The organism is Bradyrhizobium sp. USDA 10063, assembly GCF_054063735.1.
The window spans coordinates 974355-1000603 of sequence record NZ_JBSSGP010000002.1; the positions used below are offsets into that span (position 1 = coordinate 974355).

Here is a 26249-nt window from a genome sequence, read left to right on the forward strand (position 1 = left end):
CCATGAGTTCGAATCCGATCGTCAGCATCAAAGGCCTCAACAAGTGGTACGGCGAGTTCCACGTGCTGCGGGATATCAATCTCGAGGTTGCCCGGGGCGAGCGCATCGTCATCTGCGGTCCTTCGGGCTCTGGCAAGTCGACGCTGATCCGCTGCATCAACGCGCTGGAGGAGTTTCAGGAAGGCGAGATCATCGTCGACAACATCGAGCTTGGTCCGAACTTGCGGCGGGTCGACGAGGTCCGGCGCGAGGTTGGCATGGTGTTCCAGAGCTTCAACCTGTTTCCGCATCTGACCGTGCTCGACAATTGCACGCTGGCGCCGATCTGGGTGCGCAACATCCCGAAGAAGGACGCAGAAGCGGCGGCCATGAAATTCCTGGAGCGGGTCAAGATCCCGCATCAAGCCAACAAATATCCGGGCCAGATGTCAGGCGGCCAGCAGCAGCGCGTCGCGATCGCGCGTGCGCTCACCATGAATCCCAAGGTCATGCTGTTCGACGAGCCGACCTCGGCGCTCGATCCGGAAATGGTCAAGGAAGTCCTGGACACCATGGTCGACCTCGCCAAGGAGGGCATGACCATGCTGGTCGTCACCCACGAGATGGGATTTGCCCGCGAGGTCGCCGACCGCGTCATCTTCATGGACGCCGGCCAGATCATCGAGTCGAATACGCCGAAGGAATTCTTCGCCCATCCGCAGCACGCGCGGACGAAGCTGTTCCTCAGCCAGATCTTGAGATGAGCGAAGTAGCGAATGGCGAGTGGCGAATAGGGCATTCCATTCGCTATTCGCCACTCACCATTCGCACTTTAAACAAACGGCAGGTCGATCTTGGTGCGCTTCTCGAGCCACGCCGGCACCGGCAGATTCTTCGAGCGCATGAAATCCGGATTGAAGAGTTTGGACTGATAGCGGTTGCCGGAGTCGGCGAGGATCGTCACGATCGTCTTTCCGGGCCCGAGCTGCTTTGCCAGCCGGATCGCGCCGGCGATGTTGATGCCGGTCGAACCGCCGAGGCAGAGTCCCTCGTGCTCCAGGAGTTCGTAGATCACGTTGACCGCTTCCTCGTCCGGGATCAGGAAGGCGTCGTCGACCTTGGCGGTCTCGATGATGGACGTGACGCGGCCAAGACCGATGCCCTCGGTAATCGAGTTGCCCGGCGTCGACTTGGCCTCGCCATGCTTGAACAGTTCGTACATCGCAAAGCCTTGCGGATCGGCGCAGGCGACGACGATGCCGTTGTTCTTTTCCTTCAGGTAGCGGCTGGTGCCGGCGAGCGTGCCACCGGTGCCGACCGAGCAGATGAAGCCGTCGACCTTGCCGCCGGTCTGCTGCCAGATCTCCGGACCGGTCGATTCGTAGTGTGCCTTGGCGTTATCGAGATTGTTCCACTGATCGGCGAACAACACGCCATTCGGCTCGCTCTTGCGGAGTTGCTCGGCTAGCCGCTTGCCGACATGTTGATAGTTGTTCGGATTGGCATAGGGCAGTGCCGGCACCTCGACCAATTCGGCGCCGCACAGCCGCAGCGTATCCTTCTTTTCCTGGCTCTGGGTTTCCGGGATCACGATCAGGGTCCGGTAGCCGCGCGCGCTGGCGACGACTGCAAGCCCGATGCCGGTATTGCCGGCGGTCGATTCCACCACCAGCCCGCCCGGCTTGAGCGCGCCACGTTTCTCGGCCTCCAGGATCATCCATTTGCCGGCGCGGTCCTTGACCGACTGGCCGGGATTCATGAACTCGGCCTTGCCCAGGATGGTGCATCCGGTCAGCTCGGAGGCGCGCTTCAACTTGATCAGCGGCGTATTGCCGATGGCTTCGACGACGTCGTTGTTGATTGTCATGTCGGGGGTATTCTTTGCCGGTTATTTCGCTCCCCGGTGACCCTAGTGCGGGGGCGGCAAAAGGGAAAGGCCCTTGCGCCGCGGCGCAAGGCGGCCCGAATCGTTCCCCGGTCCGCGGCAATCCGCCTCGCGACTCCCGGCTTGCGAAACGCGTTGCCGGATAGTGTCGGCGCGATGGGGGATTCGAGGCAACAGGGGCGGGAAATCCCCATGAAATCTTCGTAAGATTCTGACAGCTCCCGGTGCTGACGAAATTGAAGTAAGGCCCGTAAAATAAAGACAACTTGGCCTTTCCGCGGTTCCCCGGTTGAGCTTGGCCACAGTCTCCCGTTGGGTCGTCAGGACTGTCCGCTTGCCATGCCCCCGGGGTAATATGACGGGTCGGTTCCATTGGAAGCATCACTCCGTGACGGTTCTGCAGACCATCCACCAACGCGTTGCGAACTCGTCGCGACTTGATTCGGCGCGCGGAGGAGAACGGAGGTGACCCAGCGCGTCCGGGGGGCTGCTGTCGGCGAACGGCCGCGTGTGCCTGTGCCAAACCTGCGAGGCGTCGTGCGCGCGCTTGCGGGTTTTGTGATCGCCGCCAGCTCGGCCGGCTGCATCCTGACCAGGGACCTTCCCGATCCTGCGCTGGATATTCCCGGCGGCTACAAGGCGACGCGGCAGACGAAGGCCTCCGACGCGCCACCGACGCTCGACTGGTGGCGCGGCTTTCGCTCCACGGAATTGACGACGCTGATGGAAGAAGCCCAGCGGGTCAATCTGGACATTGCAGCGGCAGTGGCGCGTTTCCAGCAAGCGGACGCGCAGGCGCGGATCGCCGGCGCGGCCTTGCTGCCGACGCTCTCAGGCTCCGGATCCGAAACCTATTCGCGCACCTCTGGCTCGAGCGCGAGTGGCCTGAGCATCGGCGGGCGCGAGGTGGTCAACTACAACGCCTCCCTTGCCGCGAGCTATCAGCTCGATTTCTGGGGCCAGAACCGCGACGCCGCGCAGGCGGCGGAAGAGACTGCGGTTGCCAGCCGGTTCGATCGCGAGGTGGTGGCGCTGACCACGCTGACCAGCGTCGCCAACGCCTATTTCCAGGTATTGGCGTCGCAGGATCGGATTCGTACCGCCCAGCGCAACATCGCCAGCGCCGAGCGTGTCCTCAACGCGATCAGGGATCGCTTCAATGCCGGTACCAGCACCGATCTCGACGTTGCGCAGCAGGAGAGCCTGGTGGCCAACCAGCGCGCGCTGGTGCCGCCGCTCCGGCAGACCCTCGACCAGAACATCAATGCGCTGGCCACGCTGGTGTCGCGGCCGCCGGAGAGCGTGCGCGTCACCGGCGGCTCACTCAACAACATTGGCATTCCCCGGGTGACGCCGGGCCTGCCGTCGGAATTGCTGACGCAGCGTCCTGACATCAGGCGGCAGGAGGCGCAGCTCGCGGCCGCGACCGCCAATGTCGGCAGCGCTCGCGCGCAGTTCTTTCCGAGCATCCAGTTGACCGGGCAGGGCGGCTACCAGAGTTCGGCGCTGTCCTCGCTGTTCCAGCCGCATGCGGCGTTCTTCAGCCTGGTCGGCAGCGCGACGCAGCCGATCTTCGACGGCGGGCGGATCCTCGGCAATTTCGAGTTAACGAAAGCGCAGCAGGATGAACTGCTGCAAACCTATCGCAAGACGGTCGTGCAATCCTTTGCCGACGTCGACAACGCGCTGGTGGCGATACGCCAGACCACGATCAGGCTGAGGCTGCAGCGTGACGTCGTAGCGTCGTCACAGCGGGCGTTCCAATTGGCCGAGCAGCAGTTGCGGGCCGGAACTGCCGACATCGTAACTGTGCTACAGACTCAACAGACTCTATTCGTGGCCGAGGACGCGCTGTGGCAGGCGCAACTGGCCCGGCTGCAGGCGATCATCAGCCTGTATCAGGCGCTGGGCGGCGGCTGGGAGCCAAAGGTGGAGAGACCGGTCGATGCTCTTTAAGCCGGAAGCAAAGGACGACGCGAAGGCTGCGGAGCTGAAGAAGCCGGGCTTGTTGTCGCGCCTGCTCAAGCGAATGGTGTCGCTCGCCATTGCCGCCGTGATCCTCGGCGGGCTCGGCTATATCGGCTGGCTGGCCTGGCAGCAGAAGGGCGGCGGCCACAACGCCAACGCCCGGCCGGACCTGCCGGTACCGGTGCTGGCGGCCATGCCGCGCGTGCAGGACATGCCGGTCTATCTCGACGGCGTCGGCTCGGTGCGCGCGCTGAATACGGTCACGGTTCGCTCGCAGGTCGACGGCAAGCTGATCAAGGTGAACTTTGTCGAGGGACAGGACGTCAAGAAGGAGGACGTGCTCGCCGAAATCGATCCTGCGATCTATCAGGCGCAGTACGATCAGGCCGTCGCCAAGAAGGCGCAGGATGAGGCGCTGCTCGCCAACCAGCGGCTCGACCTCGCGCGTTACCAGCAGCTCGCCCAAAGCAACGCGGGTTCGAAGCAGCAGTATGATACCCAGAAGGCGGTGGTCGCGCAGCAGGAAGCGCTGGTGAAGGCCGATCAGGCTGCGATCGACAACGCGGCAGCGACGCTGAGTTATACCAAGATCGTCGCACCGATTGCGGGTCGCGCGGGTCTCCGCCAGGTCGACCAGGGCAACATCATCCATGCCTCCGACACCACGGGCCTCGTCGTTCTCACCCAGTTGCAGCCGATCGCGGTCTGGTTCAGCCTGCCGCAGCAGCAGATCGTGCGGGTGAACGCCGCAGCCGCCAACGGCCAGCTTGCGGTCGACGTGTTCGGCAATGACGGCGTGACCGTGATCGACACCGGCAAACTGACCGGTATCGACAACCAGGTCGACCCGACCACCGGCACGCTGAAACTGAAGGCGGAATTTCCCAACGGCAATTTCCAGCTCTGGCCCGGCCAGTTCGTCAATGTGCGGCTGAAAGTCGAGACGCTGCCGAAGGCGATCGTGGTGCCGACCTCGGCCGTGCAGCGCGGGCCCGCCGGCACCTTCAGCTATGTGATCGGCGAGGACAATATCGTCACCGCGAAGCCGGTGACTGTCATCCAGCAGAACGAGCATGACGCGGTCATTGGCAAAGGGATCGCGGTCTCCGACCGCGTCGTCACCACGGGATTTGCCAATCTCGCCGATGGAGCGAAAGTCATCATCGGCAAGGATGACGCCGCGCCGACCGCCGATCTCGCGCCGCGCAAGCGCAGCCGCAGCCCGGATGCGAAGAACGGCCAGAAGGATGGTCAAGCCAAAGATGGTCAGGCAAAGGACGGCCAGGCCAAGGATGGCGAGCATCGTTCGCGGCGCGAGCGCACACAAGGTGAGGGCGATCAGAAGGGCTCGAGCGGAACGACAACGGGGGGTGATACGTCAGGCGGCGCAGCGAAGTCGCAGCCATGACCGAACGATTAACCTGAATATCTGACTTCGCAAGGACGAGCACGCAAAGCCATGGGCGTCTCTGAACCGTTCATCCGCCGGCCGATCGCGACCTCGCTGCTCGGGATCGCGCTTCTGATTGGCGGCGCGCTCGGCTATTTCGCTCTGCCGGTCTCGGCGCTGCCGCAGGTCGACTTCCCGACGGTGCAGGTGTCGACGCAACTGCCGGGCGCCAGCCCCGACGTGATCGCGTCGCTGATCACCGCACCGCTTGAACGCCAGCTCGGACAGATCCCGTCGCTGTCGTCGATGAACTCGACCAGCTCGTTCGGCGTCAGCCAGATCTCGCTGCAGTTCGACCTCAACCGCGACATCGATGGCGCGACGCAGGATGTTCAGGCCGCGATCAATGCGGCCGCAGGCGTATTGCCGAAGAACCTGCCATACCCGCCGGTGTACGCGAAAGTGAATCCGGCGGACGCGCCGGTCATGACGCTGGCGCTGACGTCGGAGACGATCTCGCTGCGCGCGATGAGCGATCTCGCCGACACGATCCTTGGCCAGCGGCTCAGCCAGATTTCCGGCGTCGGCCGCGTCGCCGTGCTGGGCGGGCTGAAACCGGCGGTGCGGGTGCAGGCCGACCTGGCGCGGCTTGCGGCCTATGGCATCTCGATGGAGGACCTGCGCAACGCGATTGCCGGCGCCAACGTCTCTGGGCCAAAGGGATCGCTCGACGGCGCCCAGCAGGCCTACACGATCGCCGCCAACGACCAGATCGCGGCGGCGGAGGCGTACAAGCCGATCATCATCGCCTATCGCAACGGCTCGCCGGTGACGATCGGCGACGTGGCGGTGATCGTGGACGGGCTCGAGAACGACCGTACCGGCGGCTGGTACCAGGGCATGCCGGCTGTGATCATCGACATTCAGCGCCAACCCGGCGCCAATGTGATTGATGTCGTCCGCCAGATCCGCGACGAAATTCCGCGGTTGCAAAGACTGATTCCGGCCGGCGTCAATCTGACCGTCGTGAGCGATCGCACCGTCACCATCCGCGCCTCGGTTCGCGACGTGCAGTTCACGCTGATCCTGAGCGTCGTGCTGGTGACGCTGGTGGTGCTGTTGTTCCTGCGCTCCCTGCGCGCCACGCTGATTGCGGGCGTCGCACTTCCGCTGTCGCTGATCACGAGTTTCGGCATCATGTATTTTGCCGGCTTCAGCCTCGACAATCTGTCGCTGATGGCGCTGACGATCGGCACCGGCTTCGTAGTCGACGACGCCATCGTGATGATCGAGAACATCGTCCGCCACATGGAGGAGGGCGAGTCGGTCATGGAAGCGGCGCTCAAGGGCGCGAGCGAGATCGGCTTCACCGTGATCTCGCTGACGTTGTCGCTGATCGCCGTCTTCATTCCGCTGTTGTTCATGTCCGGGCTGGTCGGACGCATGTTCCGCGAATTTGCGCTGACGCTGACGATTGCGGTCGTAACTTCGGCGGTGGTGTCGCTGACGCTGACGCCGATGATGTGCTCGCGCCTCTTGAAACATGTCGGTGAGGAATTCGTGCTCCCGGGCCTCGGCGCCATCAGCCGCTTCATCGACCGGATGGTCGACTTCTATCACCGCACGCTGCTGTGGGTGCTGCAGCGCCAGCGCGCCACCCTGCTGGTGACCTTTGCCACCGTCGCGCTGACGCTGTTCATGTATGTGATCGCACCAAAGGGTTTCCTGCCGCTGCAGGATACCTCCTCGATAACAGCGGTGACCGAGGCCGGCCCGGACGTCTCCTTTGCTGAAATGCAGGCGCGGCAAGCCAAGGCGGCGGACCTGATCAAGTCGGACCCCGACGTGACCGGCGTGGTTTCGGTGATCGGCGCCGGTTCTGTCAACCCGACCACCAATGTCGGCCGGCTCGTGATGACGCTGAAGCCGCTCGGCGAGCGGCGCGACGACGTTTCGACAGTGGTTGCACGGCTGAAGCAGAAGACGGCGTCGATCCCCGGCATGACCATCTATTTCCAGCCGGTGCAGGACGTGCAGATCTCGACACAGTCGAGCCGGTCGCAGTACCAGTACACGCTGAACGGCACAGACGCGAAAGAGGTGTCGCTCTGGGCGGGCAAGCTGGTCGCCGAGATGCGGCGTGATCCGATGTTCCGCGACGTATCATCGGAGGCGCAGGAAGCGGGCTTAAGGGCGGCACTCGATATCAATCGCCAGCGCGCCGGCCAGCTCGGCGTCAACCTGCAGGCCGTCAATGACACCCTGAACGACGCGTTCGCGCAGCGCCAGATTTCGACCATTTACGGGCAGGCCAACCAGTACCGTGTGGTGCTGGAGGCGCTGCCGATGTACCAGCGCGATCCATCGATCCTCGACAAGCTGTATTTGCCCGGCGTGAACGGCGCGCAGGTGCCGCTGTCGGCGGTGGCGACCCTGACGCGCACCACGGCGCCGCTCGCGATCTCGCACCAGGCACAGTTCCCGGCGGTGTCGCTCAGCTTCAACCTCGCGCCCGGCGAGGCTCTCGGCGATGCCGTTGAAGCGGTGAAGACGATCGAGACCCGGATCGGCATGCCCAACAGCATCGTTGGGGTTTATTCCGGCGATGCCGCGGAATTTTCCCGATCGCTCGCCGGCCAGCCCTGGCTGATCCTCGCCGCGATCATCACGATCTACATCGTGCTCGGCGTGCTCTATGAGAGCTATATCCACCCGATCACGATCCTGTCGACGCTGCCTTCGGCGGGCGTCGGCGCGATCCTGGCGCTGATGCTGTTCGGGCAGGATCTTTCCGTCATCGGCCTGATCGGCATCATTCTGCTGATGGGCATCGTCAAGAAGAACGCGATCATGATGATCGACTTCGCGCTGGAGGCGGAGCGGCATCAGGGCATGTCGCCCTATGACGCGATCGTCCAGGCCTGCCTGTTGCGCTTCCGGCCGATCATGATGACGACATTGGCGGCGCTGTTCGGCGCCCTTCCGCTCGCCATCGAAAGCGGCACCGGTGCGGAGCTGCGCTTCCCGCTCGGCATTTCCATCATCGGCGGCCTCCTGCTCAGCCAGTTGCTGACGCTCTACACGACGCCGGTGATCTACCTTGCGCTCGACCGGCTGAACCGCAGGATCGAGCACGCGCTGCCGGACCCGGGGCCGCAAGGCCCGCCGGTGGCGGGGGCGACCGAGGGGATGCAGTGATGGCATCGATCTCGATCTCTGAGCCCTTCATTCGTCGTCCGGTCGGCACCACGCTGATGGCGATCGGGCTCTTCCTGGTCGGGATCGTGGCCTACGAGTTCCTGCCGGTGGCGTCGGTTCCGAACGTCGATTTCCCGATGATCCGGGTGGCTGCCACGCGGCCGGGCGCCGACCCCTCGGTGATGGCTGCGACGGTAGCGGCGCCGCTGGAGCGCCGGCTCGGCGAGATCGCGGGCGTCGAGCAGATCACATCGACGAGTTCGCTCGGCACCACCAGCATCCAGGTGCAGTTCGCGATCGGACGCAACATCGATCGTGCCGCGCGCGACGTGCAGGCCGCAATCAACGCCTCAATGGCGGATCTGCCGACCGACCTGCCGACATTGCCGATCTTCAGGAAGGCCAATCCTGCAGCGGCGCCGGTGTTCGTGCTGGCGCTGACGTCGAAGACGATGTCGACCAGTGCGATGTACGACGTTGCGGATACCGTGCTCGCACAGCGCATCTCGCAGGTGCCGGGAGTGGGCGAGGTCACGGTCTCAGGCGCCGATCAGCCGGCGGTGAGGATCTCGCTCAATCCGGTGGCGCTGTCGAACGCCGGCATTGCCACCGAGGACGTCCGCCAGGCCATCGTCAACGCCAATCCGCTCGGGCCAGTCGGTATCTTCAATGGCGGCCGGCAGAGCGAGACGCTCTCGATCAATCCGCAGATGCGGACCGCCGCCGAGTTCCGCAACATCATGATCAAGAGCTCGAGCGGCAATTTCGTCCGCCTCTCGGATGTCGCCGAAATCGAAGACAGCGTGCGCAACGTCCGCTCGATCGCCTGGTTCAACAAGCAGCCGGCGGTGCTGATCCAGATCACCAAGCAGGGCGACGCCAACGTCATCGACACCGTCAACCGGGTGACGGCGATGCTGCCGGAGCTGAAGCAATGGATTCCCGCGGGCCTCGAGATTTCCACCCTCGTGGACCGCACCGGCACCATCCGCGCCAGCGTGCTCGACATGCAACTGACGCTGCTTGCCACGGCCGGGCTGGTCATGGTGGTGGTGTTCGTGTTCCTGCGCCGCTTGACGCCAACGATTGCGGCGGGCGTCTCGGTGCCGCTGGCGCTGGCGGGCACTTGCGCCGGCATGTGGCTTGCCGGTTTCTCGATCGACAACCTGTCGCTGATGGCGCTGGCGATCTCGGTCGGCTTCGTCGTCGACGATGCGATTGTGATGATCGAGAACATGTACCGCAATCTCGAGCAGGGCATGGCGCCTTATCCGGCGGCGCTGGAGGGGGCCAAGCAGATCGGCTTCACCGTGGTTTCGATCTCGCTGTCGCTGATCGCCGCCTTCACGCCGCTGATCTTCATGGACGGCATCGTCGGCCGGCTGCTCCGCGAATTCTCGCTGACGCTGACCTTCGCGATCCTGGTCTCGACCCTGGTGTCGCTGACGATAACCCCGATGATCTGCGCGCATTACATCAAGGAGGCGACCTCCGACCGCGCCACCTGGTTCGACCGCCTGATCGAGGGAACGCTGTCGCGGGTCGTGCGCTTCTATACCTGGACGCTGCGCGGCGTGCTCGAGTTTCCGTTCCTGACGTTGCTCGTGTTCTTCGCCACGATCGCGCTCACCGTGACGCTCTACATCAAGACGCCGAAGGGCTATTTCCCGACCGACGACAGCGGCTTCATCATCGGCGCGACGCGGGCGTCGCCCGACATCTCGTTCCAGGCCATGCTCAAGCTGCAGCAGCAGGTAGCCGACATCGTGATGGCCGATCCCGCGGTCGCGAGCATCGGCTCATCGATCGGGAGCGGCGGCGGGCCTGGTGGCGGCGGGGCAAATCGCGGCACCATGTTCATCAGCCTGAAATCGCCGGAGGAGCGGCGCGGAGTTTCGACGCAGCTCGTGATCGATCGCCTGCGCCGCAACCTCTTCAAGGTGCCGGGTATCCGCCTGTTCATGTTCGCGGCCCAAGACGTCCGCGCCGGCGGGAGACAGAGCGATTCCGACTACCAATACACGCTATCGAGCGCCGATCTCAACTTGTTGCAGAAATGGGCGCCGATCGTCGCCAAGCGCATGGAAACCGTCGAAGGCATCACCGACGTCTCCAGCGATCGCGACCCCGGCGGTTTGCAGCTCAACCTCGTGATCGACCGCAAGACTGCCTCAAGCCTCGGCGTCCGCGTGCAGGATATCGACAACGCGCTCAACAACGCCTTCTCGCAGCGGCAGATCTCGATCGTCTATACCCAGCGCAACCAATACATGGTGGTGCTTCAGATCGATCCGAAATTCCAGACCGATCCGTCCAATCTCGAGCGTATCTACGTGGCCGGTGCCAATGGCGTTCAGGTGCCGTTGTCGGCCGTCGTCCATTACCAGCGCGGGCTGGCTCCGCTCGCCGTCTATCACACGCAGTCGTTCCCCTCGACCACGGTGTCGTTCAATCTTCTGCCAAACGTGCCGCTGGAGGAAGCAACCTCGAATATCCAGCGGGCCATCGACGAATTGCACATGCCTGAAGGCATCCGCGGCAGTTTTGATGGCAATGCCGGTGACTTCAACAAGACCAGCGGAAGGCAGCCGCTGCTGATCCTGGGAGCGCTGATCGCGATGTATATCGTGCTCGGGGTGCTCTATGAGAGCCTGGCGCATCCGCTCACGATCATCTCGACCTTGCCGTCCGCGGGGCTCGGCGCGCTGCTGTCGCTGCAACTGACCAGCACGCCGCTGACCGTGATCGCCTTCGTCGGCATCATCCTCTTGATCGGCATCGTCAAGAAGAACGGCATCATGATGGTCGACTTCGCGCTCGATGCCGAGCGGCAGCGCGGCCTGTCCTCGGCGGATGCGATCTTCGAGGCATGCAGCGCGAGGTTCCGGCCGATCCTGATGACGACCATGGCGGCGCTGTTTGCCGGCATTCCGCTGGTGCTCGCCACCGGTCCCGGGACGGAGTTGCGCCGGCCGCTCGGCATCACCATCATCGGCGGCCTGTTCGTTTCACAGATCCTGACGCTCTACACCACGCCGGTGATCTATCTCCTGATCGACCGGTTGCGGCGACGCCCCGAACCTGCGGCGCTGGCGGCGCCGGCGGAATAGTTGATTTGACGGCCGCGAAGCGTATAGCGGGCGGATGACGCAACCAGATCAGACAATCCTTGCCGAGCCAGTCGCGGACTGTCCACATTGCGGCAAGCCGATGCCGCTGTGCATCTGCGACAGCGTCACGCCGATCGAGAGCCGGATTGCACTCCTGATCCTGCAGCATCCGCAGGAGCAGGATAGGGCGCTCGGTACCGCAGGGCTGACCGCGCGCCATTTCGAGGATGGGGTGGTGCGGATCGGGCTGTCCTGGCCAAGCCTGTCAAAGGCGCTGGGACGACCGGTGGCTGACCCGTCGCGCTGGGCGGTGCTCTATCTCGGCTCCGCCAAGGTCGCCGATCTCGACACCGATGCCGAGGTCGTCGCCATCGACCGCAAGGGCGAACTCGAGCCGAACCAGCGGAGCATTCTCGGACGCATCGAGGGCATCGTGCTGCTCGATGGCACCTGGAGCCAGGCCAAGGCGCTGTGGTGGCGCAATCCCTGGATGCTGAAATGCCAGCGAGTGATTCTGGGCCCCCGGCAGCCGTCACGCTACGGCCAGCTCCGCCGCGAACCGCGCCGCGACGGACTTTCCACCATCGAAGCCGCCGGCATGCTGCTCGCCGCGCTCGAAAAGCGGCCGGACATTGCCGAAACCCTGAACGCCAGCTTTGAGCGGATGCTGGCAAGATATCGCCAGGTACAGCGCACGATGCCGGAACTCGCCCCAAAACCGAAAAAGCGCGATTTTCGGCGGCGGAAACGATGAAGCGACCCTTCATCTATCGGGCGTAAGTCATTGATTGTATGAGTGGAGGCCACGACCAGAATTGAACTGGTGTACACGGTTTTGCAGACCGTTGCGTAACCACTCCGCCACGTGGCCCCAAGCGGGGCGGATCAATACAGAGGTTCAAGGACTTAGGCAACCGGCCCCGAGCCGGTTCCTGCAGAATTCTGAAACTCCGGCTGCGTCGCGGGCACCGCGGCACACAGCGCCTTTCGGCTGGATGACTGGAATGGCGGTCTTCCCGCAACGGTTGGCCGCGGCCGCGTCAGCCGCGACGTTGCGCTCTTCAGGAGGCGGCGAACCAGCCCTCCGGAAATGGGATGAGCGGCCAGGGTGCCTCATTATCATTCGCGGGGCGGGGCGGCGGCTGGAAGCGCGGCAACGGCTGAGCCATGAAATCCTCCTGCGGCGTCGGCGCGACGGCTGTACGCACGGCGTCCAACACCAGATCAAATTCGACTTCGCTCATCGCGCTCTCCCGGATTCGTGAGCGCAACGTCGCAAAATGGCTTTGTGGGCGGATTGAGCGGATCGCTCGAATTTTAGCGATTCCGCAGCCGCTCCGTAACTTGGTTACCAGAGTCTTGATAGCAACGTATGAACGCTATTGCCGGCGGTCCGACCGCACTGTGAGAAAAATCACATTCGACCAAAATCAATTCGCGTAAGTCACAATCACGCCCGCAGTGAAACAGGCCCGGTTTCGAGCTTAGGGAGACGCGGACATGAAGGCAAGCGCTATGCAGTTGGCGGCTCTGAAGAGCCGCGCCTGCACGCCCGACGTCTACCGGCTTTGTGCCGGCGAGATCCCCCAATGTGAAAGCCATCACCGCCTGCCTGCGTCGGCGGAAGGCGAATCTGAGCGCGGCATGCGCCTCCGTGTCCGAGCAATGAATCGCGCGCGCCAAACATCGAACCGTCGCCCGAATACAATTTGAGCAGCCTTTGCCCAAACCGCGGGCCCGCTCCATCCAATTTTTTGTACGCCGGCAGACAAGCTTTTGCGGGGCGGTTCCCCGTAGCTTTCCCTTTGAGCTTTGGAACATGGCCGTGGCCATGACAATTTCGGAGGAGCTGGCAACATGCAGAAATGGCTTTGTGGGGAAGCACGGCACGGGTCACTTCCGTGGCGCCGGGCGATTCTGGGCGCAATCGTCGCCGCTGGATTTCTGGCGCCGCTAAACGCTCAGGCGGCGGTGCCGGCGGCGTGCGCGGCGCTGCAGGAGAAATATCCGGACTGGAAGGGCAAGACGCTCGTCAATGCGATCAACCCGCATACGCCGGGCTATGAATCGATCGACCCGAAGGACCCCAGCAAATATGTCGGCTTCGACATCGATCTCGGCGAGAGAGATGATCGGCGAATGCCTTGGCTTCAAGTTGACCTACAAAGCGGTGACCTTTGCCGCGTTGCTGACGACGCTCGCCAGCGGACAGGCCGACATCGTGATCTCCGACATCTACGCGACCGAGGAGCGCGCCAAGGCGGCCGACTTCATCACCTATTCGAAGGTTTTCGACGGCGTTCTGGTCGCCAAGGGCAATCCGAAGGGGATCAACGGCATCAATCTCTCGCTCTGTGGCGCGGCGGCGGCCGAAAACACCGGCTTCGTCGAAGTGCCGTTGGTGCAAGCCCTCGTTCCCCAGTGCAAGGCTGCCGGCAAGCCCGAGCCGACGCTGCAGCTCTATGACAACAACGCCAACTGCATCCAGGCCATCCTGGCTGGCCGCGCCGACACGTACATCAACGACGTCAACACCGTCGACAACGCGGTGAAGGCCTATCCGGACAAGCTCGAGAAGGCGATCGCGGTGACGATCCCGTACTCGGTCGGCATCGCCGTGCCCAAGGACAAGCCGAAGTTTCGCGACGCGGTAATGGCCGCCCTGACGGAGATCTACAAGTCCGGCGATCAGCTCGCGCTGCTCAAGAAGTGGGGACTTGATCCCGACAATCTCAAGGAGCCGGGCCTGCTCACCGTCAACTGATGTCCCTGTTCCTGCACTATCTCAGCCTGCCTTACCTGCTCGCGGGCATCGAGCTCACCCTGGAGGTGACCGCCCTCGGGCTCGCAGGCGGGCTGATCCTCGGCCTGATCCTAGCCTGGATGCAGCTCAGCCACCTCTGGTGGCTGTCGGCGATCGCACGCGGCTACACCGTGATCTTCCGCGGCACGCCGCTGATCCTGCAGATGGTGTTCGCCTACGACGCGCTGCCGCATATCGGCATCAAATTGCCGGCCGTGCTCGCGGCCGGCCTCGCGCTCGCCTGCAACGAGGCGCCCTTCATTGCCGAGATGCTGCGCGCCGGCGTGCTCGGCGTCGATCGCGGACAGATATCGGCGGGACAGGCGCTCGGCATGACGCCGGCAGTGCTGATGCGGCGGGTGATCGCACCGCAGGCGATCCGCACGATGATCCCGGCCTTCGGCAATGAGTCGGTCAGCGCGTTGAAGAATTCGTCGCTGGCCTCCGTGATCGCGGTCCAGGAATTGACACTGCGAAGCACGCAGCTTGCGTCTTCGACCTTCGATTTCTTCTCGATCTTCTTCGCCTCCGGCTTGATCTATCTCCTCCTGACCGGCGCGATCAGCGGCATCCAGCTCGCCTTGGAATGGTTGCTCGATCTCGACCGCACCTCGCGCGAACGCAAGCTTGCCGACTATCTGCCCTGGCGCCGGGTCGATCTCCTGACCAAGCTGGAGCTTACGGAGAAGACCGCGCCGGCGATCGACGTTGCGGCTGGCATGGAGCCGGAATTCCCGGTGCCACCATCCAGGATGCTCACGCCGGAGGAACGCGCCAGGCGCACCGCGACGATCGCGCGCAACAACGTCGCGGTCGAGGTCAAGGGCCTCCGCAAGAGCTATGGCGCGCAGAGCGTGCTCGACGGCCTGGATCTCACGGTTCGCGTCGGCGAAGTCATCGCGCTGCTCGGACCCAGCGGCTCCGGCAAGAGCACGCTGCTCCGCTGCATCAATCATCTGGAGAACTGGGATGCCGGAACGGTGCGGGTTGGGGGACGGCGGCTCGGCTTCGACGACGACGGCAGGCCCCTCTCGCCGCGCGCGATCGCCAACGAGCGCGCCAATGTCGGCGTCGGCATGGTGTTCCAGCAGTTCAACCTGTTCAGCCACCTGACGGCGAAGGAGAATGTCGCCGGACCCCTGCGCTGGGTCCACGGCATGACGCGAATTGATGCCGACCGTCGCGCGCGCGAACTGCTTGACCGCGTCGGCTTGAGCCATCGTGCCGACGCGCTGCCGCGGCATCTGTCGGGTGGGCAACAGCAGCGGGTGGCGATCGCCCGCGCGCTGGCGCCAAACCCGAGCGTGCTGCTGCTGGACGAGCCGACCTCGGCGCTCGATCCTGAACTCGTCAACGAAGTCCTGGAAGTGATCCGGCGGCTCGCCATCGACGACGGGCTGACCATGATCATCTCGACGCATCAGATCCGCTTCGCTGACGAGGTGGCCGACCGCGTCGCCTTCCTCAGCGGCGGCAGGATCCTGGAGGAGGGGCCGGCGCATGAAGTGCTCTCCAACCCGCGCAACCCCGTCACCGCGCGCTTCCTCAGCGTGATGGAGGCCGACAAGACGCTGGAGCCGGTGAGATGAAGCTTCGCGCGCCAGAACTTCGATCGTCCCAATTCCCTGAAGAGGCACTTGCATGAGGCACTTTACCCTGCCGGTCTCGCCGGCCACCGTTCATTGGGGCTACTTCAGCAAGAAGGTTCAGCCTGCGCTGACGCTGCGCTCGGGTGACCGCGCCACCATCGAGACGCTGACCCATCACGCCAATGACGATTACGAGCGCATGATTGCGGGTGATCCCGGCGCCGAGAGCGTGTTCCTCTGGACCCGCGAGCACAAAGCGGTTGTGCGCCGCGGCTCCGGTCCAACTGAGGGCCCGTTCATCCGCGGCGCTGGCGAGGGGCTTGGCGTGCATCTTTTGACCGGGCCGGTCGCGATCGAGCACGCCGAGCCGGGCGACGTGCTGGAGGTGCGCATCCTCGACATCAGGCCGCGGCCGAGCTGCAGCGCCTGCCACGCCGGCAAATGCTTCGGCTCGAACGCCGCGGCCAATTGGGGCTTCCATTATCATGATCTCATCGAAGAGCCGAAGCCGCGCGAGGTGATCACGATCTTCGAGCTCGACACTTCCGGCGAGCCGTTCGCGAAGGCCGTCTACAATTACGTCTGGACGCCGCAGACCGACCCCGACGGCATCGTGCATGCGACCATCGACTATCCCGGCGTGCGGGTCGACCATGCGACCATCCGCAAGCGTGAGAACATCCTCTCCGGCGTCAAGGTGCCGGCGCGGCTGCATTTCGGCACCATGGGACTCGCTCCCTCCGAAGCGGACTACGTCAGCTCGATCCCGCCGAGCTATACCGGCGGCAACATCGACGACTGGCGGATCGGGAAGGGCGCGCGGATGTATTATCCGGTCGCCGTCCCCGGCGCGTTCTTCTCGGTCGGCGATCCCCACGCCGCGCAGGGCGACAGCGAACTCGGCGGCACCGCGATCGAAACCTCGCTGACCGGGGATTTCGAATTCATCCTGCACAAGAAGAACGATCTCGCTGGAACCGCGCTCGAGGGCCTCACGCATCCGATGCTGGAGACTGATCACGCCTGGTCGGTCTATGGCTTCACCTATCCGAACTATCTCGCCGAACTCGGCGCCAGTGCGCAGACGGAGATTGCCAACCATTCCAGCCTCGACCGTGCGATGCGCGATGCGTTCCGCAAGCTGCGTCGGTTCCTGATGACGGTGCACCGGCTGAGCGAAGATGAGGCGATCTCGTTGATGTCGGTCGGGGCCGATTTCGGCGTCACCCAGGTGGTCGACGCCAATTGGGGCGTGCACGGCACGATCCGCAAGAACGTCTTCAGGTGCGACTAATGCATTGAACAAGGGCAGCTTTCCTTCGGCGTCGTTTTGACGCCGCCATTTTGCGGGAGGATGACGTTTGTCTGGCACGCGGGTTGCTTCGATCGACCCTGATTGGGTCGAGCCGATGAGCTTCCGTCCGTTCACGAGTGAATCCTACGCGCGAGACGACCGCCTGGAGGCCTGGCGGGACGTCCTGGCCGCGCTCGGCCTGCAGCCGGCTTCCACAAGCTCGTTCGATGACGGTCACGCGACGGCCTCGCACCGCAACGCCGTCGGCGTGGCGCTGACCCGGATCGCGGCGGGATCGCAGGGGATCGCGCCGCTGCCGCAATCGGGTGAGGGATTGCCGATCGCGCTGCTCCCGATCGAGGACGGCGTGATGCTGCGGCAAGGCGCGAGCCACCGTATCGTTCCGGTGGGCCACCTCCTGCTGCTGCCGCGCCACGGCGACTGGAGCCTCATGTTCCAGCGCGACATGCGCGCGATCATCCTCGCTGTCACGGCCGAAGCGCTGCACGGCCGCCTCATCGGCAGGCCGATCGCGTCCGAAGCACGCGTCGTCGCGCCGGGCGGGCTCGCCGACGTTTTCTCGCGATTGCTGGATGCAACCTCCCGCACCTTGGAGACGCTGAACGACGTCGAATGGGCGGCCATTGCGCAAAGCCTCGTCGATCTCCTGCTCACGCTCGCGCACCAGTCCGCCTCTCCCGCCTCAGAGGTGGCCGGTACGGCGACGCAAGCCGCGATCCTGCACCGGATCTGCCAGACCATCGAACGCAACCTCGACGATCCCGAGCTTGCGCCTTCGCGCGTCGCGCAGGCCGAAGGCATTTCCGAGCGCTATCTGCAGAAGCTGTTCGAGGGCGTCGGCGACAATTTCTCCCATTATGTGCGCGAGCGGCGGCTGCAGCGCGCCTGGGCCGATCTGTCGAACCCGGCGGAGGCGCATCAATCGATTTCGGAGATCGCCTATCGCTGCGGCTTTAATGACTCCGCGCATTTCAGCCGCGCGTTCCGTCATCGGTTTGGCCTGCCGCCGCGCGAGTTTCGCCAGCAGGAGGCCGAGCGCACAGCGCCGCCGTCGATCGCCGCGGGCCAGCGCGGCTGGCCGCTGGAGGCACTTGCGCAATTGCGGTCGCATCAGCCGTCGAGTGTCGGAAGGAATATGGCCGGCGTCCCAGCGGAGCCGGCGCAAGACGGCGAGCGGGAGTATCGCCCGACCCACCACCATCTCTCCGTTGACGCGAGCCGCGTGCATTGGGGTTATTTCAGCCGCACGCTCGCGCCGCAGGCCGAGATCAATTCCGGCGACACGATCACGATCGAGACCCTGACCCAGCATGCATCTGACGACCCGGAAAGAATGATCACGGGCGATCCGGGCGCCGAAAGCGTGTTCGGCTGGACCAAGGACCGCAAGAATGTCGACCGGCGCGGCGCCGGACCGATGGACGCCTCGGTGTTCGGGCGCGGCGCGGGGGAGGGGTTCGGCGTGCACATCTGCACCGGCCCGATCGCGGTGAAGGACGCACAGCCCGGCGATGTCCTGGAGGTGCGCATCCTCGACATCGTGCCGCGGCGGAGCCGCAATCCGCATTATGAGGGCAGGGTGTTCGGCTCCAGCGTCGCGGCGTGGTGGGGCTATCACTACAACGAGTTCCTCGCTGGTCCCAAGCCGCGCGAAGCGGTGACAATTTACGAGATATGCCTCGCGGGGCGCGAAGGCGGCCATGACGAGACGCCGCATGCGCGCGCGCTCTATTCCTACCGCTGGGAGCCGCAGACCGATCCGTTCGGCGTGGTCCACACCACCTACGATTATCCCGGCATTCCCATAGCACCAGGTTCGGTGAGGCGCCGGCACGCCGTGCTCGACGGCATCCGCATTCCGCTGCGGCCGCATTTCGGCGTGATCGCGGTCGCGCCGCGCGAAGTCGATTTCGTCGATTCCGTGCCGCCGTCCTATTTCGGCGGCAATCTCGACAATTGGCGGCTCGGCAAGGGGGCGACCGTCTACCTTCCGGTCTCGGTGCCTGGCGCGCTGCTCTCGGTCGGCGATCCCCATGCAGCCCAAGGCGACGGCGAGTTGAGCGGGACGGCGATCGAATGCTCGATGACCGGGACGTTCCAGGTGATCCTGCACAAGAAGGGCAATCTGGCCGGCCAACCCTTTGCCGATCTCAGCTATCCCCTGATCGAGACGGCGACCGATTGGGTGCTGACCGGCTTCAGCCATCCGAACTATCTCGCCGAGTTCGGCGCGCAGGGACAGAGCGAGGTCTATGCGACGTCCTCGCTCGACCTTGCGATGAAGGATGCCTTCCGCAAGATGCGGCGCTTCCTGATGAACGTCAAAGGCCTCACCGAGGACGAGGCGATCGCGCTGATGTCGGCCGCGGTCGATTTTGGCGTCACCCAGGTCGTCGACGGCAATTGGGGCGTGCACGCAATCCTGAGCAAGCGCCTGTTCGAGGACACGGCCACGTCGCGATAGCAGAAGGATACCGACATTGAAATTCCACATGATCGCGGGCGGGCCCAAGCCCGTCGCGCCGTTCAGCCACGCAGTCGAGACCGACGGCTTTGTCTTCGTCACCGGCCAGATGCCGGACACGCCCGCAACGCCCGGCGTATTGCCCGACGGCATCGTTGCGCAGACCAAGGCGGTGATGGAAAATCTGCGCGTCGTGCTCGAGGGCCTCGGTCTCGGCTTCGAGCACATCGTGATGTCGCGCATCTATCTCACACGCTTCAAGGAGGACTACGCCGCGATGAACGAGACCTATCGCAGCTATTTTCCGCCGGACCGGCTGCCGTCCCGCACTTGCGTCGGCGTCACCGGGCTTGCTTACGACGCGCTGATCGAGATCGATCTGGTGTGCCGCCGGCCGTAATGGACGAACGCGTTCTTCAGGGATTGCGCGGCCCACCGTCATTTACAGAAGCTTGCTTCTGCGAACTTAGCGCCAGCGTCGGGGCGCCAGAACCGCACGACTTCGCCGTCCGTGATGTGTGTGCTCGTCAGTCGCACGCATCGCGTCCACCGCATCTCACCGCAACGTTCGTGACGATCGCGAGCCGCCCCTCATCTGGGTGAGACGCGCGGAGTTAAATCACTGATTTGCCCGACGGCGAAAGCGGAATGTTTTTGCGCGAAGGACTGGACGGGCCAAATCACGTTGAAATCGCTTGGATAATTCGCGTGGCTGTGCACGCGATATCGGCCCCTCCTGGTGAGGGAAGCTCAGATGTTAAGGGCTGGCCCGGTTCAAGGCCGCCCTTGGCAACGTCGTGTGACTAGGTGATCCGCCCCAACACAGATGGGCACCGTTCGCTCCGCCCGTCCGAAAAACCGCTGAAGACGCTCCAAGGGGGCTTGTTCTTATACCTACTAGAAGGTAGATAAATCGCATGACAAACCTTTCTTCCACAGCCGATGACATCCTGGCCTGCGCGCGCGCGCTCGTTACCGCCGGAGGCTATAACGGCTTCAGTTATGCCGATATCGCCAACGTGGTCGGCATTCGCAAGCCGAGCATTCACCATTATTTTCCCAGCAAGGTCGATCTGGTGCGCACGCTCGTTTCTCGTTACCGCGAGGAAGCCGAGGCGGGGATCGCTGATCTCGAACGCCATGTCTCTGATCCGGTCGAACAGCTTCGAAATTATACCGGCTATTGGGAGGCGTGCATCACGGACGCGAGCGCATCCTTCTGTGTCTGTGCCCTCTTGGCCGGCGAACTTCCTGTCTTGCCGGAAGAGGTCGCGCTTGAGGTCAGAGCGCATTTCCGCTCCTTGTCGGCCTGGCTAACCTCCGTGCTGGAGCGTGGGGCGCGGCAGGGCCGTCTCCAGCTCATGAGCACGCCCCGCGTGGAAGCCGAAGCGTTCATGGCGACCGTGCACGGCGCGATGCTGTCCGCCCGGGCCTATGGCGACCCGAAGATGTTCGGGACCATCACCGCTCCACTGCTGGATCGGCTTTCCACCCGGCACTGAACCTGCCTGAGCGGGGTCTTTGCCCAGCTCGCCTTCTTCATCTACCTACTAGTCGAAAGGACGCGTCAATGACGAACCATCGCACGGATTTCGCTCGTGCTAGCCAAGAACGATGGCTGAAGCTCTACTATTTTGTTCGGGCAGCGTTCTCCGCTGCCTGGGTGGCAGCCGCGTTCACGGTGGGACAGCATTCTCCGGCGATCGCGGCAGTTTTGCTCGTCGCCTATCCCGCATGGGATGCTCTGGCCAATTATATCGATGCTTCACGTAGCGGCGGATTGAGCCAGAATCGTACCCAGACCATCAACGTCATTGTGAGTCTGGTGACCACTCTGGCAGTCGTTCTGGCGCTGCGGATGAACATGAATTGGGTACTCGGGGTGTTCGGCGTCTGGGCCACACTCTCTGGATTGCTCCAGCTCGGCACCGCCGTTCGTCGATGGAAGAGTTACGGCGCGCAATGGGCGATGATCCTGAGCGGCGGTCAGTCGGCGCTGGCGGGCGCGTTCTTCATTGTGCAAGCGCAGATGCCGATGCCGCCTTCGATCACGAATGTGGCCGGCTATGCTGCGGTAGGTGCCTTCTATTTCTTGGTTTCGACGGTGTGGCTGTCCGTTAGCGAACTGCGCCGCAAGGCCGCTCGAGCATCCTGAAGAGCGGGGATGAGCGAGCAAGCCTTGGGGACCGAAGCGCCGTTGTAACGTCGTGGCGACAGACTCTTGGCATCACGATCCGACGGCTCGTGATGTTACCTTTTCAGACCATGCGGCGTGGCCCATTTGGTCCTTTGCAATCAGGGAAGGCTTTGTTATAGGGCTGACCGCAAGCGAAACGTCGGTTTCGCCTATTCCTCGGTAGCTCAGCGGTAGAGCATTCGACTGTTAATCGAATGGTCGCTGGTTCGAATCCAGCCCGGGGAGCCAATACCTCAATCAAATCAATTGAGTAGGCGGACTTCCTGAGCTCTTTGTTTCGCGCGCGCGAGGCCGGGCAAGGTCGGTTTCCTATCCGTCGTCCAGGTTCAGGTGACCCTGACGGGCGCGACTCAATCACCTCCGCGTGGGGCTTGGCGGGTTGGTTGCGGACAGCCGCCAAATCGACTCATTCGTCGTCGATCCTCTTCGAGGCAAGGTTCCTCGCGAGGTGATTCCATGCCCGTCTTCGACACTGAGGTGCCGAAAACCACACCCTCGATCGTCCCGAGCGATATCCCGACCATGAGCGATGATGAATGCCTCCGGCGGCTCGCGCAGATCGTCGAAGAGCACGATTCCGCGCATCTTGACGAGGCGGCGAGGCTGATCGGCCGGCTTGCCGTTGCGATCGAATAGGCGGCGTTCCCTGCAAGAACGCACGCGTCCGGCACTGCCCATCGGGCATGTTGCGTTTTGATCCTGCTTGTTCCAAAAGACGGCGGTCTCACTTCCTTCGCGGCCGCGCCGCGCGACTTGCAGGTTTCAGTCCATGTCCGGTTTCTCGACCGCGCGCCAGAAAATGGTCGATGGCCAGGTGCGCACCAGTGACGTCACCGACGCGCGAATCCTCGATGCGATGCTTGCCGTACCGCGCGAGGCCTTTGTTCCCGACAGCAAGCGCGCGCTGGCCTATCTCGACCTCGACCTCGATATCAGTGAGGGCGGGGCGGCGAAGCGCTACCTGATCAAGCCCGCGGTGATGGCCAAGATGCTGCAGGCGGCCGAGATCAATTCGACTGACCGCATTCTGGTCGTCGGTTGCGCCACGGGCTATGCGGCTGCCGTGGTCGCACGCTTCGCCGGAGAGGTGTTCGCCACCGAAAGCGAGACCGGACTCGCCGATCGGGCCAAGGCCGCGCTCGCGGGGGTTGGCGCCACCAACGTCGCAGTCCGCGCTGCGCCGGCGGCCAAGGGCGACGCCGCGGACGCGCCGTTCGACGTCATTATCCTCAATGGTGCCACCGAGATCGTGCCGCAGGAGCTCTACGAGCAACTCCGCGAGGGCGGGCGGCTGGTGGGGGTGTTTGCCTTGTCGCAGCCGCAACGGGCCGCGATTGTGACACATACCCATGGGGATTTCGGGCATCGGCCGCTCTTCGATGCCGTGGCGCCGGTCCTGCCGGGCCTGGAGCGCGTGCCGGCTTTCGTGTTCTAAGGCGGATCGTCCCGGAGGGAGGAAGGCCTCTTTCCCGACGCTTCGGCGAATACCGGTTCACACTATGGGAAGGATTCTGGCGCAAACTCTGCGGAGCGAGTCCGGATCGTGGCGGCCTGGTGGCGATTCGAAGCGTTAAAATCCCGTTCTGAATCAGAAGTGTGGCCCGTTTGCCCCACGTGAAGAGTTTCCACCGGGTTCCGTTGCAGGGTAGTTCCGTCCAGCCTAGCTGCGGAATAAGGTGAGGCGGGACTCACTTCGATCGAAGCGGCGCCCGGTTCATGTTCTCGAGCCGGGTGATGAATAGCAATGGATGGATTATTGGGGATGCGTGGGGTGAAGGTTGTCACCGGAGCCGCGGCAGCGGTCCTATTGTTGGCTTGCATGGGACCGACACCGGTCCTGGCCGACACGATCGAGGCCGCACTGGTTCGCGCCTATCAGAGCAACCCGCAACTCAACGCGCAGCGCGCCTTCGTGCGCTCCACCGACGAGAACGTACCGCAGGCGTTGTCGGGGTACCGGCCGAGGGTGTCGATCACGGCGAGCGGCGGCTATCAATACACTGATGCCACTACGAGTGGGCAGGCTGCGCACGGAGTGCAGATCCCGCGCGCCGTTGGCGCCACGATTTCGCAGACTCTGTTCAACGGATTTCAGACCGGCAACCGGACGCGCGCCGCCGAGAGCCAGGTTTCCGGCGCGCGCGAAGCGTTGCGGAACATCGAACAGACCGTGCTGTTCAGCGCTGCCTCGATCTACATGGATTACTTGCGCGATGCGGCGATCGTCGAGGTCCAGCGCAGCAACACCCGCGTGCTCGAGCAGACGCTCAAACAGACCCGCGACCGATTCAACGTCGGCGAGGTGACGCGCACCGACGTCGCGCAGTCGGAAGCGCAACTTGCGGCCGGCCGCACGCAGCAGCTCACGGCCGAATCCAACTTGACCACCACGCGATCGAATTTCCGGCGCATCATCGGCAGCGAGCCGACGAATCTTGCGCCGGGCTCGCCGGTCGATCGTTTCCTGCCGCCGACCCTCAATGCCGCCATCGAACTCGCGCTGACGCAGAATCCGAACGTGACTGCGGCGATGTTTGGCGTCGACGTCAATTTTCTTAACGTCAAGATTGCCGAAGGCGCGCTCTTCCCGAGCGTGACGCTGCAGGCCAGCGCGCAGCAGGCCTACGAGCAGTCGCTGATCATTCAGCGCCAGTTCCAAGCGTCGGCGATAGCGCAGATCTCGGTACCCATCTACCAGGGCGGCGCCGAATATTCGCTGATCCGCCAAAACAAGGAATCGCTGGCCCAGCAGCGCCTTGTGCTCGAACAGACGCGCGATCAGGCCCGCGCCAATGTCGTTACGGCATGGGGCCAGTTGTTGGCCGGCAAGGCGCAGGTGTCTTCCGCGCAGGCGCAGGTGACGGCATCCGAGATCGCGCTCAACGGCGTGCGCGAGGAAGCCAAGGCCGGGCAGCGCACCACCCTCGACGTGCTGAACGCGCAGCAGGCCCTGGTCAACGCCCGCAACGCTCTCGTGGTCGCGCAGCATGATCGTGTCGTCGCCTCCTACAGCGTGCTGCAGGCGGTGGGCCGGCTGCAGCCGCAGGTGCTCAACCTGCCGACCACGACCTACGATGCGAGCGTGCACTACCAGCAGGTGCGTGATAGCTGGGCCGGGGTCCGAACGCCCGACGGCCGCTGATCGTCGCTTCCGCCTCATTGTGCTCTGAACAGACAATTGGGCCCGCTGCAGCGGGCCCAATGCATTTCAGGGTGCTTGTCTGTCCCACGCGCGACCCTCGAGTCCCTATGTCGCGTGGCGGTCATGAAGACGCCGCAAAACTTCGAAGCGCGCGTTGCTTGCAATCGATTATTGCCCTGACATACCGTTCCCATAGGCAACAGAACGATTCGCAACGTCTTTTTGCGTCCATCGGTGCGGATCGGTTGCGGTGAGGGCGAACGGGCCGCGTGCAACGCACCGGGTGACCGTTGATCTGGGGACAAGTCCGGACTCGAGCGATGAAAAATTCCGGCCGCTTCATCCGGAACCGCCGAATCCCATGTGGCTTGGTGTAGGATAAATTTCGATGTGGAGTCGGAAATGACGCAACCTGCAAAGGTCCAAGAGCCCTCGATGGAGGAGATTCTGGCGTCGATCCGTCGCATCATCGCCGATGATGAGGCCAAGCCCGCTTCCGCCGACAAACCGGCAAACGACAGGCCGGCAAGTGTCGCAGCAGCACCGGAAAAACCGGCGGCCACCGTGGCACCGGTTGCCAAGCCGGTGATGAAGGACATTCCGCCATCGCCGACTCCACCGTCGCCGACTGCGGCGGGGCAAGCTGCGGCAGCGAAGCCGGCGCCGCCATCGCCGAAACCTGCGCCGCCGCCGCCCGCCCAAACCAACAGCCAGGACGATATCGACGCCATGCTGGCGAGCCTCGACGAGGCAACGCAGGAGGCCGAAATCAGGCCGCCGCAACCCGATGGCGACGTATTCGAACTGACCGACGAAATGGCCTTGCCGGATCCGGCGCCGACGCCCAAGCCGCCGCCGCCAACCTTTCAGAAGGTTGAACCGGAGGACGACATCGAGTTCACGGAAGCCACCAAGCCGCCGCCACCGCCTCGGCAGCCGGCCTTTGAGCCGCCGGCGACCGAGAGTTCCTACACGCAGCAGCCGATCCTGTCGCGTACGACCATGAACGCGGTCGAAAGCGCGTTCAATTCGCTGGCCAACACCGTGCTCAGCAACAATGCACGGACGCTGGAAGATCTGGTCAAGGAAATGCTGCGGCCGATGCTCAAATCCTGGCTGGACGACAACCTGCCAGGGCTGGTCGAGCGGATTGTGAAAGCCGAGATCGAGCGGGTTTCCCGGGGGCGCTAGCCGCCCGGGCTGCGGCCA

The 26249-nt window shown here is 63.8% G+C and carries 18 protein-coding genes, 2 tRNA genes and 1 pseudogene; 18 read left to right on the forward strand and 3 right to left on the reverse strand.

Annotation, left to right across the window (positions count from 1 at the left end):
- The first annotated feature begins 2 nt into the window (after positions 1 to 2).
- Positions 3 to 743 (forward strand): amino acid ABC transporter ATP-binding protein, encoded by a 741-nt coding sequence (locus ACVJGD_RS06555; protein ID WP_456633589.1) that lies wholly within the window; start codon positions 3 to 5, stop codon positions 741 to 743.
- Between the two features lie 68 nt (positions 744 to 811).
- Here the strand turns inward: ACVJGD_RS06555 and ACVJGD_RS06560 are convergent, their stop codons facing one another.
- Entirely contained in the window at positions 812 to 1846 is a 1035-nt protein-coding gene (locus tag ACVJGD_RS06560) for a cysteine synthase A (RefSeq protein ID WP_456633590.1), read from the reverse strand.
- Positions 1847 to 2374: 528 nt separating this feature from the next.
- On the opposite strand from ACVJGD_RS06560, the gene ACVJGD_RS06565 reads away from it, so the two are divergent.
- Genes ACVJGD_RS06565 through ACVJGD_RS06585 form a run of 5 tightly spaced genes read left to right on the forward strand, consistent with a single transcriptional unit; the run spans position 2375 to position 12284 of the window.
- Positions 2375 to 3820 carry an efflux transporter outer membrane subunit gene (locus ACVJGD_RS06565; RefSeq protein ID WP_456640193.1) on the forward strand — a complete coding sequence of 482 codons (1446 nt, stop codon included), beginning with the start codon at positions 2375 to 2377 and terminating at the stop codon, positions 3818 to 3820.
- Entirely contained in the window at positions 3810 to 5240 is a 1431-nt protein-coding gene (locus ACVJGD_RS06570) for an efflux RND transporter periplasmic adaptor subunit (protein ID WP_456633591.1), read from the forward strand. The genes ACVJGD_RS06565 and ACVJGD_RS06570 overlap by 11 nt, the downstream gene beginning before the upstream one ends.
- Positions 5241 to 5291: 51 nt before the next feature.
- Positions 5292 to 8420 carry an efflux RND transporter permease subunit gene (locus ACVJGD_RS06575; protein WP_456633592.1) on the forward strand — a complete coding sequence of 1043 codons (3129 nt, stop codon included), beginning with the start codon at positions 5292 to 5294 and terminating at the stop codon, positions 8418 to 8420.
- The gene (locus tag ACVJGD_RS06580; protein WP_456633593.1) at positions 8420 to 11530 is read left to right on the forward strand and encodes an efflux RND transporter permease subunit; all 3111 of its coding nucleotides are present in this window, start codon (positions 8420 to 8422) and stop codon (positions 11528 to 11530) included. Before ACVJGD_RS06575 ends, ACVJGD_RS06580 begins: the two co-directional genes overlap by 1 nt.
- A gap of 34 nt (positions 11531 to 11564) precedes the next feature.
- Positions 11565 to 12284 (forward strand): tRNA-uridine aminocarboxypropyltransferase, encoded by a 720-nt coding sequence (locus tag ACVJGD_RS06585; RefSeq protein WP_456633594.1) that lies wholly within the window; start codon positions 11565 to 11567, stop codon positions 12282 to 12284.
- A 43-nt stretch (positions 12285 to 12327) separates the two neighbouring features.
- Here the strand turns inward: ACVJGD_RS06585 and ACVJGD_RS06590 are convergent.
- Both ACVJGD_RS06590 and ACVJGD_RS06595 read right to left on the reverse strand, forming a co-directional pair.
- A tRNA-Cys gene (locus ACVJGD_RS06590) sits at positions 12328 to 12401 on the reverse strand.
- Between the two features lie 190 nt (positions 12402 to 12591).
- Positions 12592 to 12774: a hypothetical protein gene (locus ACVJGD_RS06595; protein WP_456633595.1), complete on the reverse strand. Its 183-nt coding sequence runs from the start codon at positions 12772 to 12774 to the stop codon at positions 12592 to 12594.
- 613 nt (positions 12775 to 13387) lie between these two features.
- Between ACVJGD_RS06595 and ACVJGD_RS06600 the strand changes: the two are divergent.
- The 12 genes and pseudogenes from ACVJGD_RS06600 to ACVJGD_RS06655 all read left to right on the forward strand — a co-directional run bounded on the left by ACVJGD_RS06600 (position 13388) and on the right by ACVJGD_RS06655 (position 26231).
- A pseudogene (locus ACVJGD_RS06600) lies at positions 13388 to 14294 on the forward strand (ABC transporter substrate-binding protein).
- Positions 14294 to 15922, forward strand: coding sequence for an amino acid ABC transporter permease/ATP-binding protein (locus ACVJGD_RS06605; RefSeq protein ID WP_456633596.1), 1629 nt, complete (start codon positions 14294 to 14296; stop codon positions 15920 to 15922). Before ACVJGD_RS06600 ends, ACVJGD_RS06605 begins: the two are co-directional and overlap by 1 nt.
- Before the next feature lie 52 nt (positions 15923 to 15974).
- Positions 15975 to 17216, forward strand: a complete 1242-nt coding sequence (locus ACVJGD_RS06610) for an acetamidase/formamidase family protein (RefSeq protein ID WP_456633597.1) — start codon at positions 15975 to 15977, stop codon at positions 17214 to 17216.
- 115 nt (positions 17217 to 17331) lie between these two features.
- Positions 17332 to 19701 (forward strand): acetamidase/formamidase family protein, encoded by a 2370-nt coding sequence (locus ACVJGD_RS06615; protein ID WP_456640194.1) that lies wholly within the window; start codon positions 17332 to 17334, stop codon positions 19699 to 19701.
- 16 nt (positions 19702 to 19717) lie between these two features.
- Positions 19718 to 20101, forward strand: a complete 384-nt coding sequence (locus tag ACVJGD_RS06620; RefSeq protein WP_456633598.1) for a RidA family protein — start codon at positions 19718 to 19720, stop codon at positions 20099 to 20101.
- A 517-nt stretch (positions 20102 to 20618) separates the two neighbouring features.
- Entirely contained in the window at positions 20619 to 21203 is a 585-nt protein-coding gene (locus ACVJGD_RS06625) for a TetR/AcrR family transcriptional regulator (RefSeq protein ID WP_456633599.1), read from the forward strand.
- Between the two features lie 68 nt (positions 21204 to 21271).
- Positions 21272 to 21856, forward strand: coding sequence for a DUF308 domain-containing protein (locus ACVJGD_RS06630; RefSeq protein ID WP_456633600.1), 585 nt, complete (start codon positions 21272 to 21274; stop codon positions 21854 to 21856).
- Between the two features lie 195 nt (positions 21857 to 22051).
- A tRNA-Asn gene (locus ACVJGD_RS06635) sits at positions 22052 to 22126 on the forward strand.
- Between the two features lie 228 nt (positions 22127 to 22354).
- Complete coding sequence (locus tag ACVJGD_RS06640) at positions 22355 to 22534, forward strand: hypothetical protein (RefSeq protein WP_456633601.1); 180 nt, start codon at positions 22355 to 22357, stop codon at positions 22532 to 22534.
- A gap of 133 nt (positions 22535 to 22667) precedes the next feature.
- Positions 22668 to 23333, forward strand: a complete 666-nt coding sequence (locus ACVJGD_RS06645) for a protein-L-isoaspartate O-methyltransferase family protein (protein WP_456633602.1) — start codon at positions 22668 to 22670, stop codon at positions 23331 to 23333.
- A gap of 327 nt (positions 23334 to 23660) precedes the next feature.
- Positions 23661 to 25040: a TolC family outer membrane protein gene (locus ACVJGD_RS06650; RefSeq protein ID WP_456633603.1), complete on the forward strand. Its 1380-nt coding sequence runs from the start codon at positions 23661 to 23663 to the stop codon at positions 25038 to 25040.
- Positions 25041 to 25442: 402 nt separating this feature from the next.
- Complete coding sequence (locus tag ACVJGD_RS06655; protein WP_456633604.1) at positions 25443 to 26231, forward strand: PopZ family protein; 789 nt, start codon at positions 25443 to 25445, stop codon at positions 26229 to 26231.
- Positions 26232 to 26249 lie beyond the last annotated feature (18 nt).

Excerpts from the sequence above, each read along its gene's own strand:
- ACVJGD_RS06555 (WP_456633589.1), top strand. The coding sequence starts at position 3 with ATGAGTTCGAATCCGATCGTCAGCATCAAAGGCCTCAACAAGTGGTAC.
- ACVJGD_RS06560 (WP_456633590.1), bottom strand. The coding sequence starts at position 1,846 with ATGACAATCAACAACGACGTCGTCGAAGCCATCGGCAATACGCCGCTG.
- ACVJGD_RS06570 (WP_456633591.1), top strand. The coding sequence starts at position 3,810 with ATGCTCTTTAAGCCGGAAGCAAAGGACGACGCGAAGGCTGCGGAGCTG.
- ACVJGD_RS06575 (WP_456633592.1), top strand. The coding sequence starts at position 5,292 with ATGGGCGTCTCTGAACCGTTCATCCGCCGGCCGATCGCGACCTCGCTG.
- ACVJGD_RS06580 (WP_456633593.1), top strand. The coding sequence starts at position 8,420 with ATGGCATCGATCTCGATCTCTGAGCCCTTCATTCGTCGTCCGGTCGGC.
- ACVJGD_RS06585 (WP_456633594.1), top strand. The coding sequence starts at position 11,565 with ATGACGCAACCAGATCAGACAATCCTTGCCGAGCCAGTCGCGGACTGT.
- ACVJGD_RS06595 (WP_456633595.1), bottom strand. The coding sequence starts at position 12,774 with ATGAGCGAAGTCGAATTTGATCTGGTGTTGGACGCCGTGCGTACAGCC.
- ACVJGD_RS06605 (WP_456633596.1), top strand. The coding sequence starts at position 14,294 with ATGTCCCTGTTCCTGCACTATCTCAGCCTGCCTTACCTGCTCGCGGGC.
- ACVJGD_RS06610 (WP_456633597.1), top strand. The coding sequence starts at position 15,975 with ATGAGGCACTTTACCCTGCCGGTCTCGCCGGCCACCGTTCATTGGGGC.
- ACVJGD_RS06615 (WP_456640194.1), top strand. The coding sequence starts at position 17,332 with ATGAGCTTCCGTCCGTTCACGAGTGAATCCTACGCGCGAGACGACCGC.
- ACVJGD_RS06625 (WP_456633599.1), top strand. The coding sequence starts at position 20,619 with ATGACAAACCTTTCTTCCACAGCCGATGACATCCTGGCCTGCGCGCGC.
- ACVJGD_RS06630 (WP_456633600.1), top strand. The coding sequence starts at position 21,272 with ATGACGAACCATCGCACGGATTTCGCTCGTGCTAGCCAAGAACGATGG.
- ACVJGD_RS06640 (WP_456633601.1), top strand. The coding sequence starts at position 22,355 with ATGCCCGTCTTCGACACTGAGGTGCCGAAAACCACACCCTCGATCGTC.
- ACVJGD_RS06645 (WP_456633602.1), top strand. The coding sequence starts at position 22,668 with ATGTCCGGTTTCTCGACCGCGCGCCAGAAAATGGTCGATGGCCAGGTG.
- ACVJGD_RS06650 (WP_456633603.1), top strand. The coding sequence starts at position 23,661 with ATGCGTGGGGTGAAGGTTGTCACCGGAGCCGCGGCAGCGGTCCTATTG.
- ACVJGD_RS06655 (WP_456633604.1), top strand. The coding sequence starts at position 25,443 with ATGACGCAACCTGCAAAGGTCCAAGAGCCCTCGATGGAGGAGATTCTG.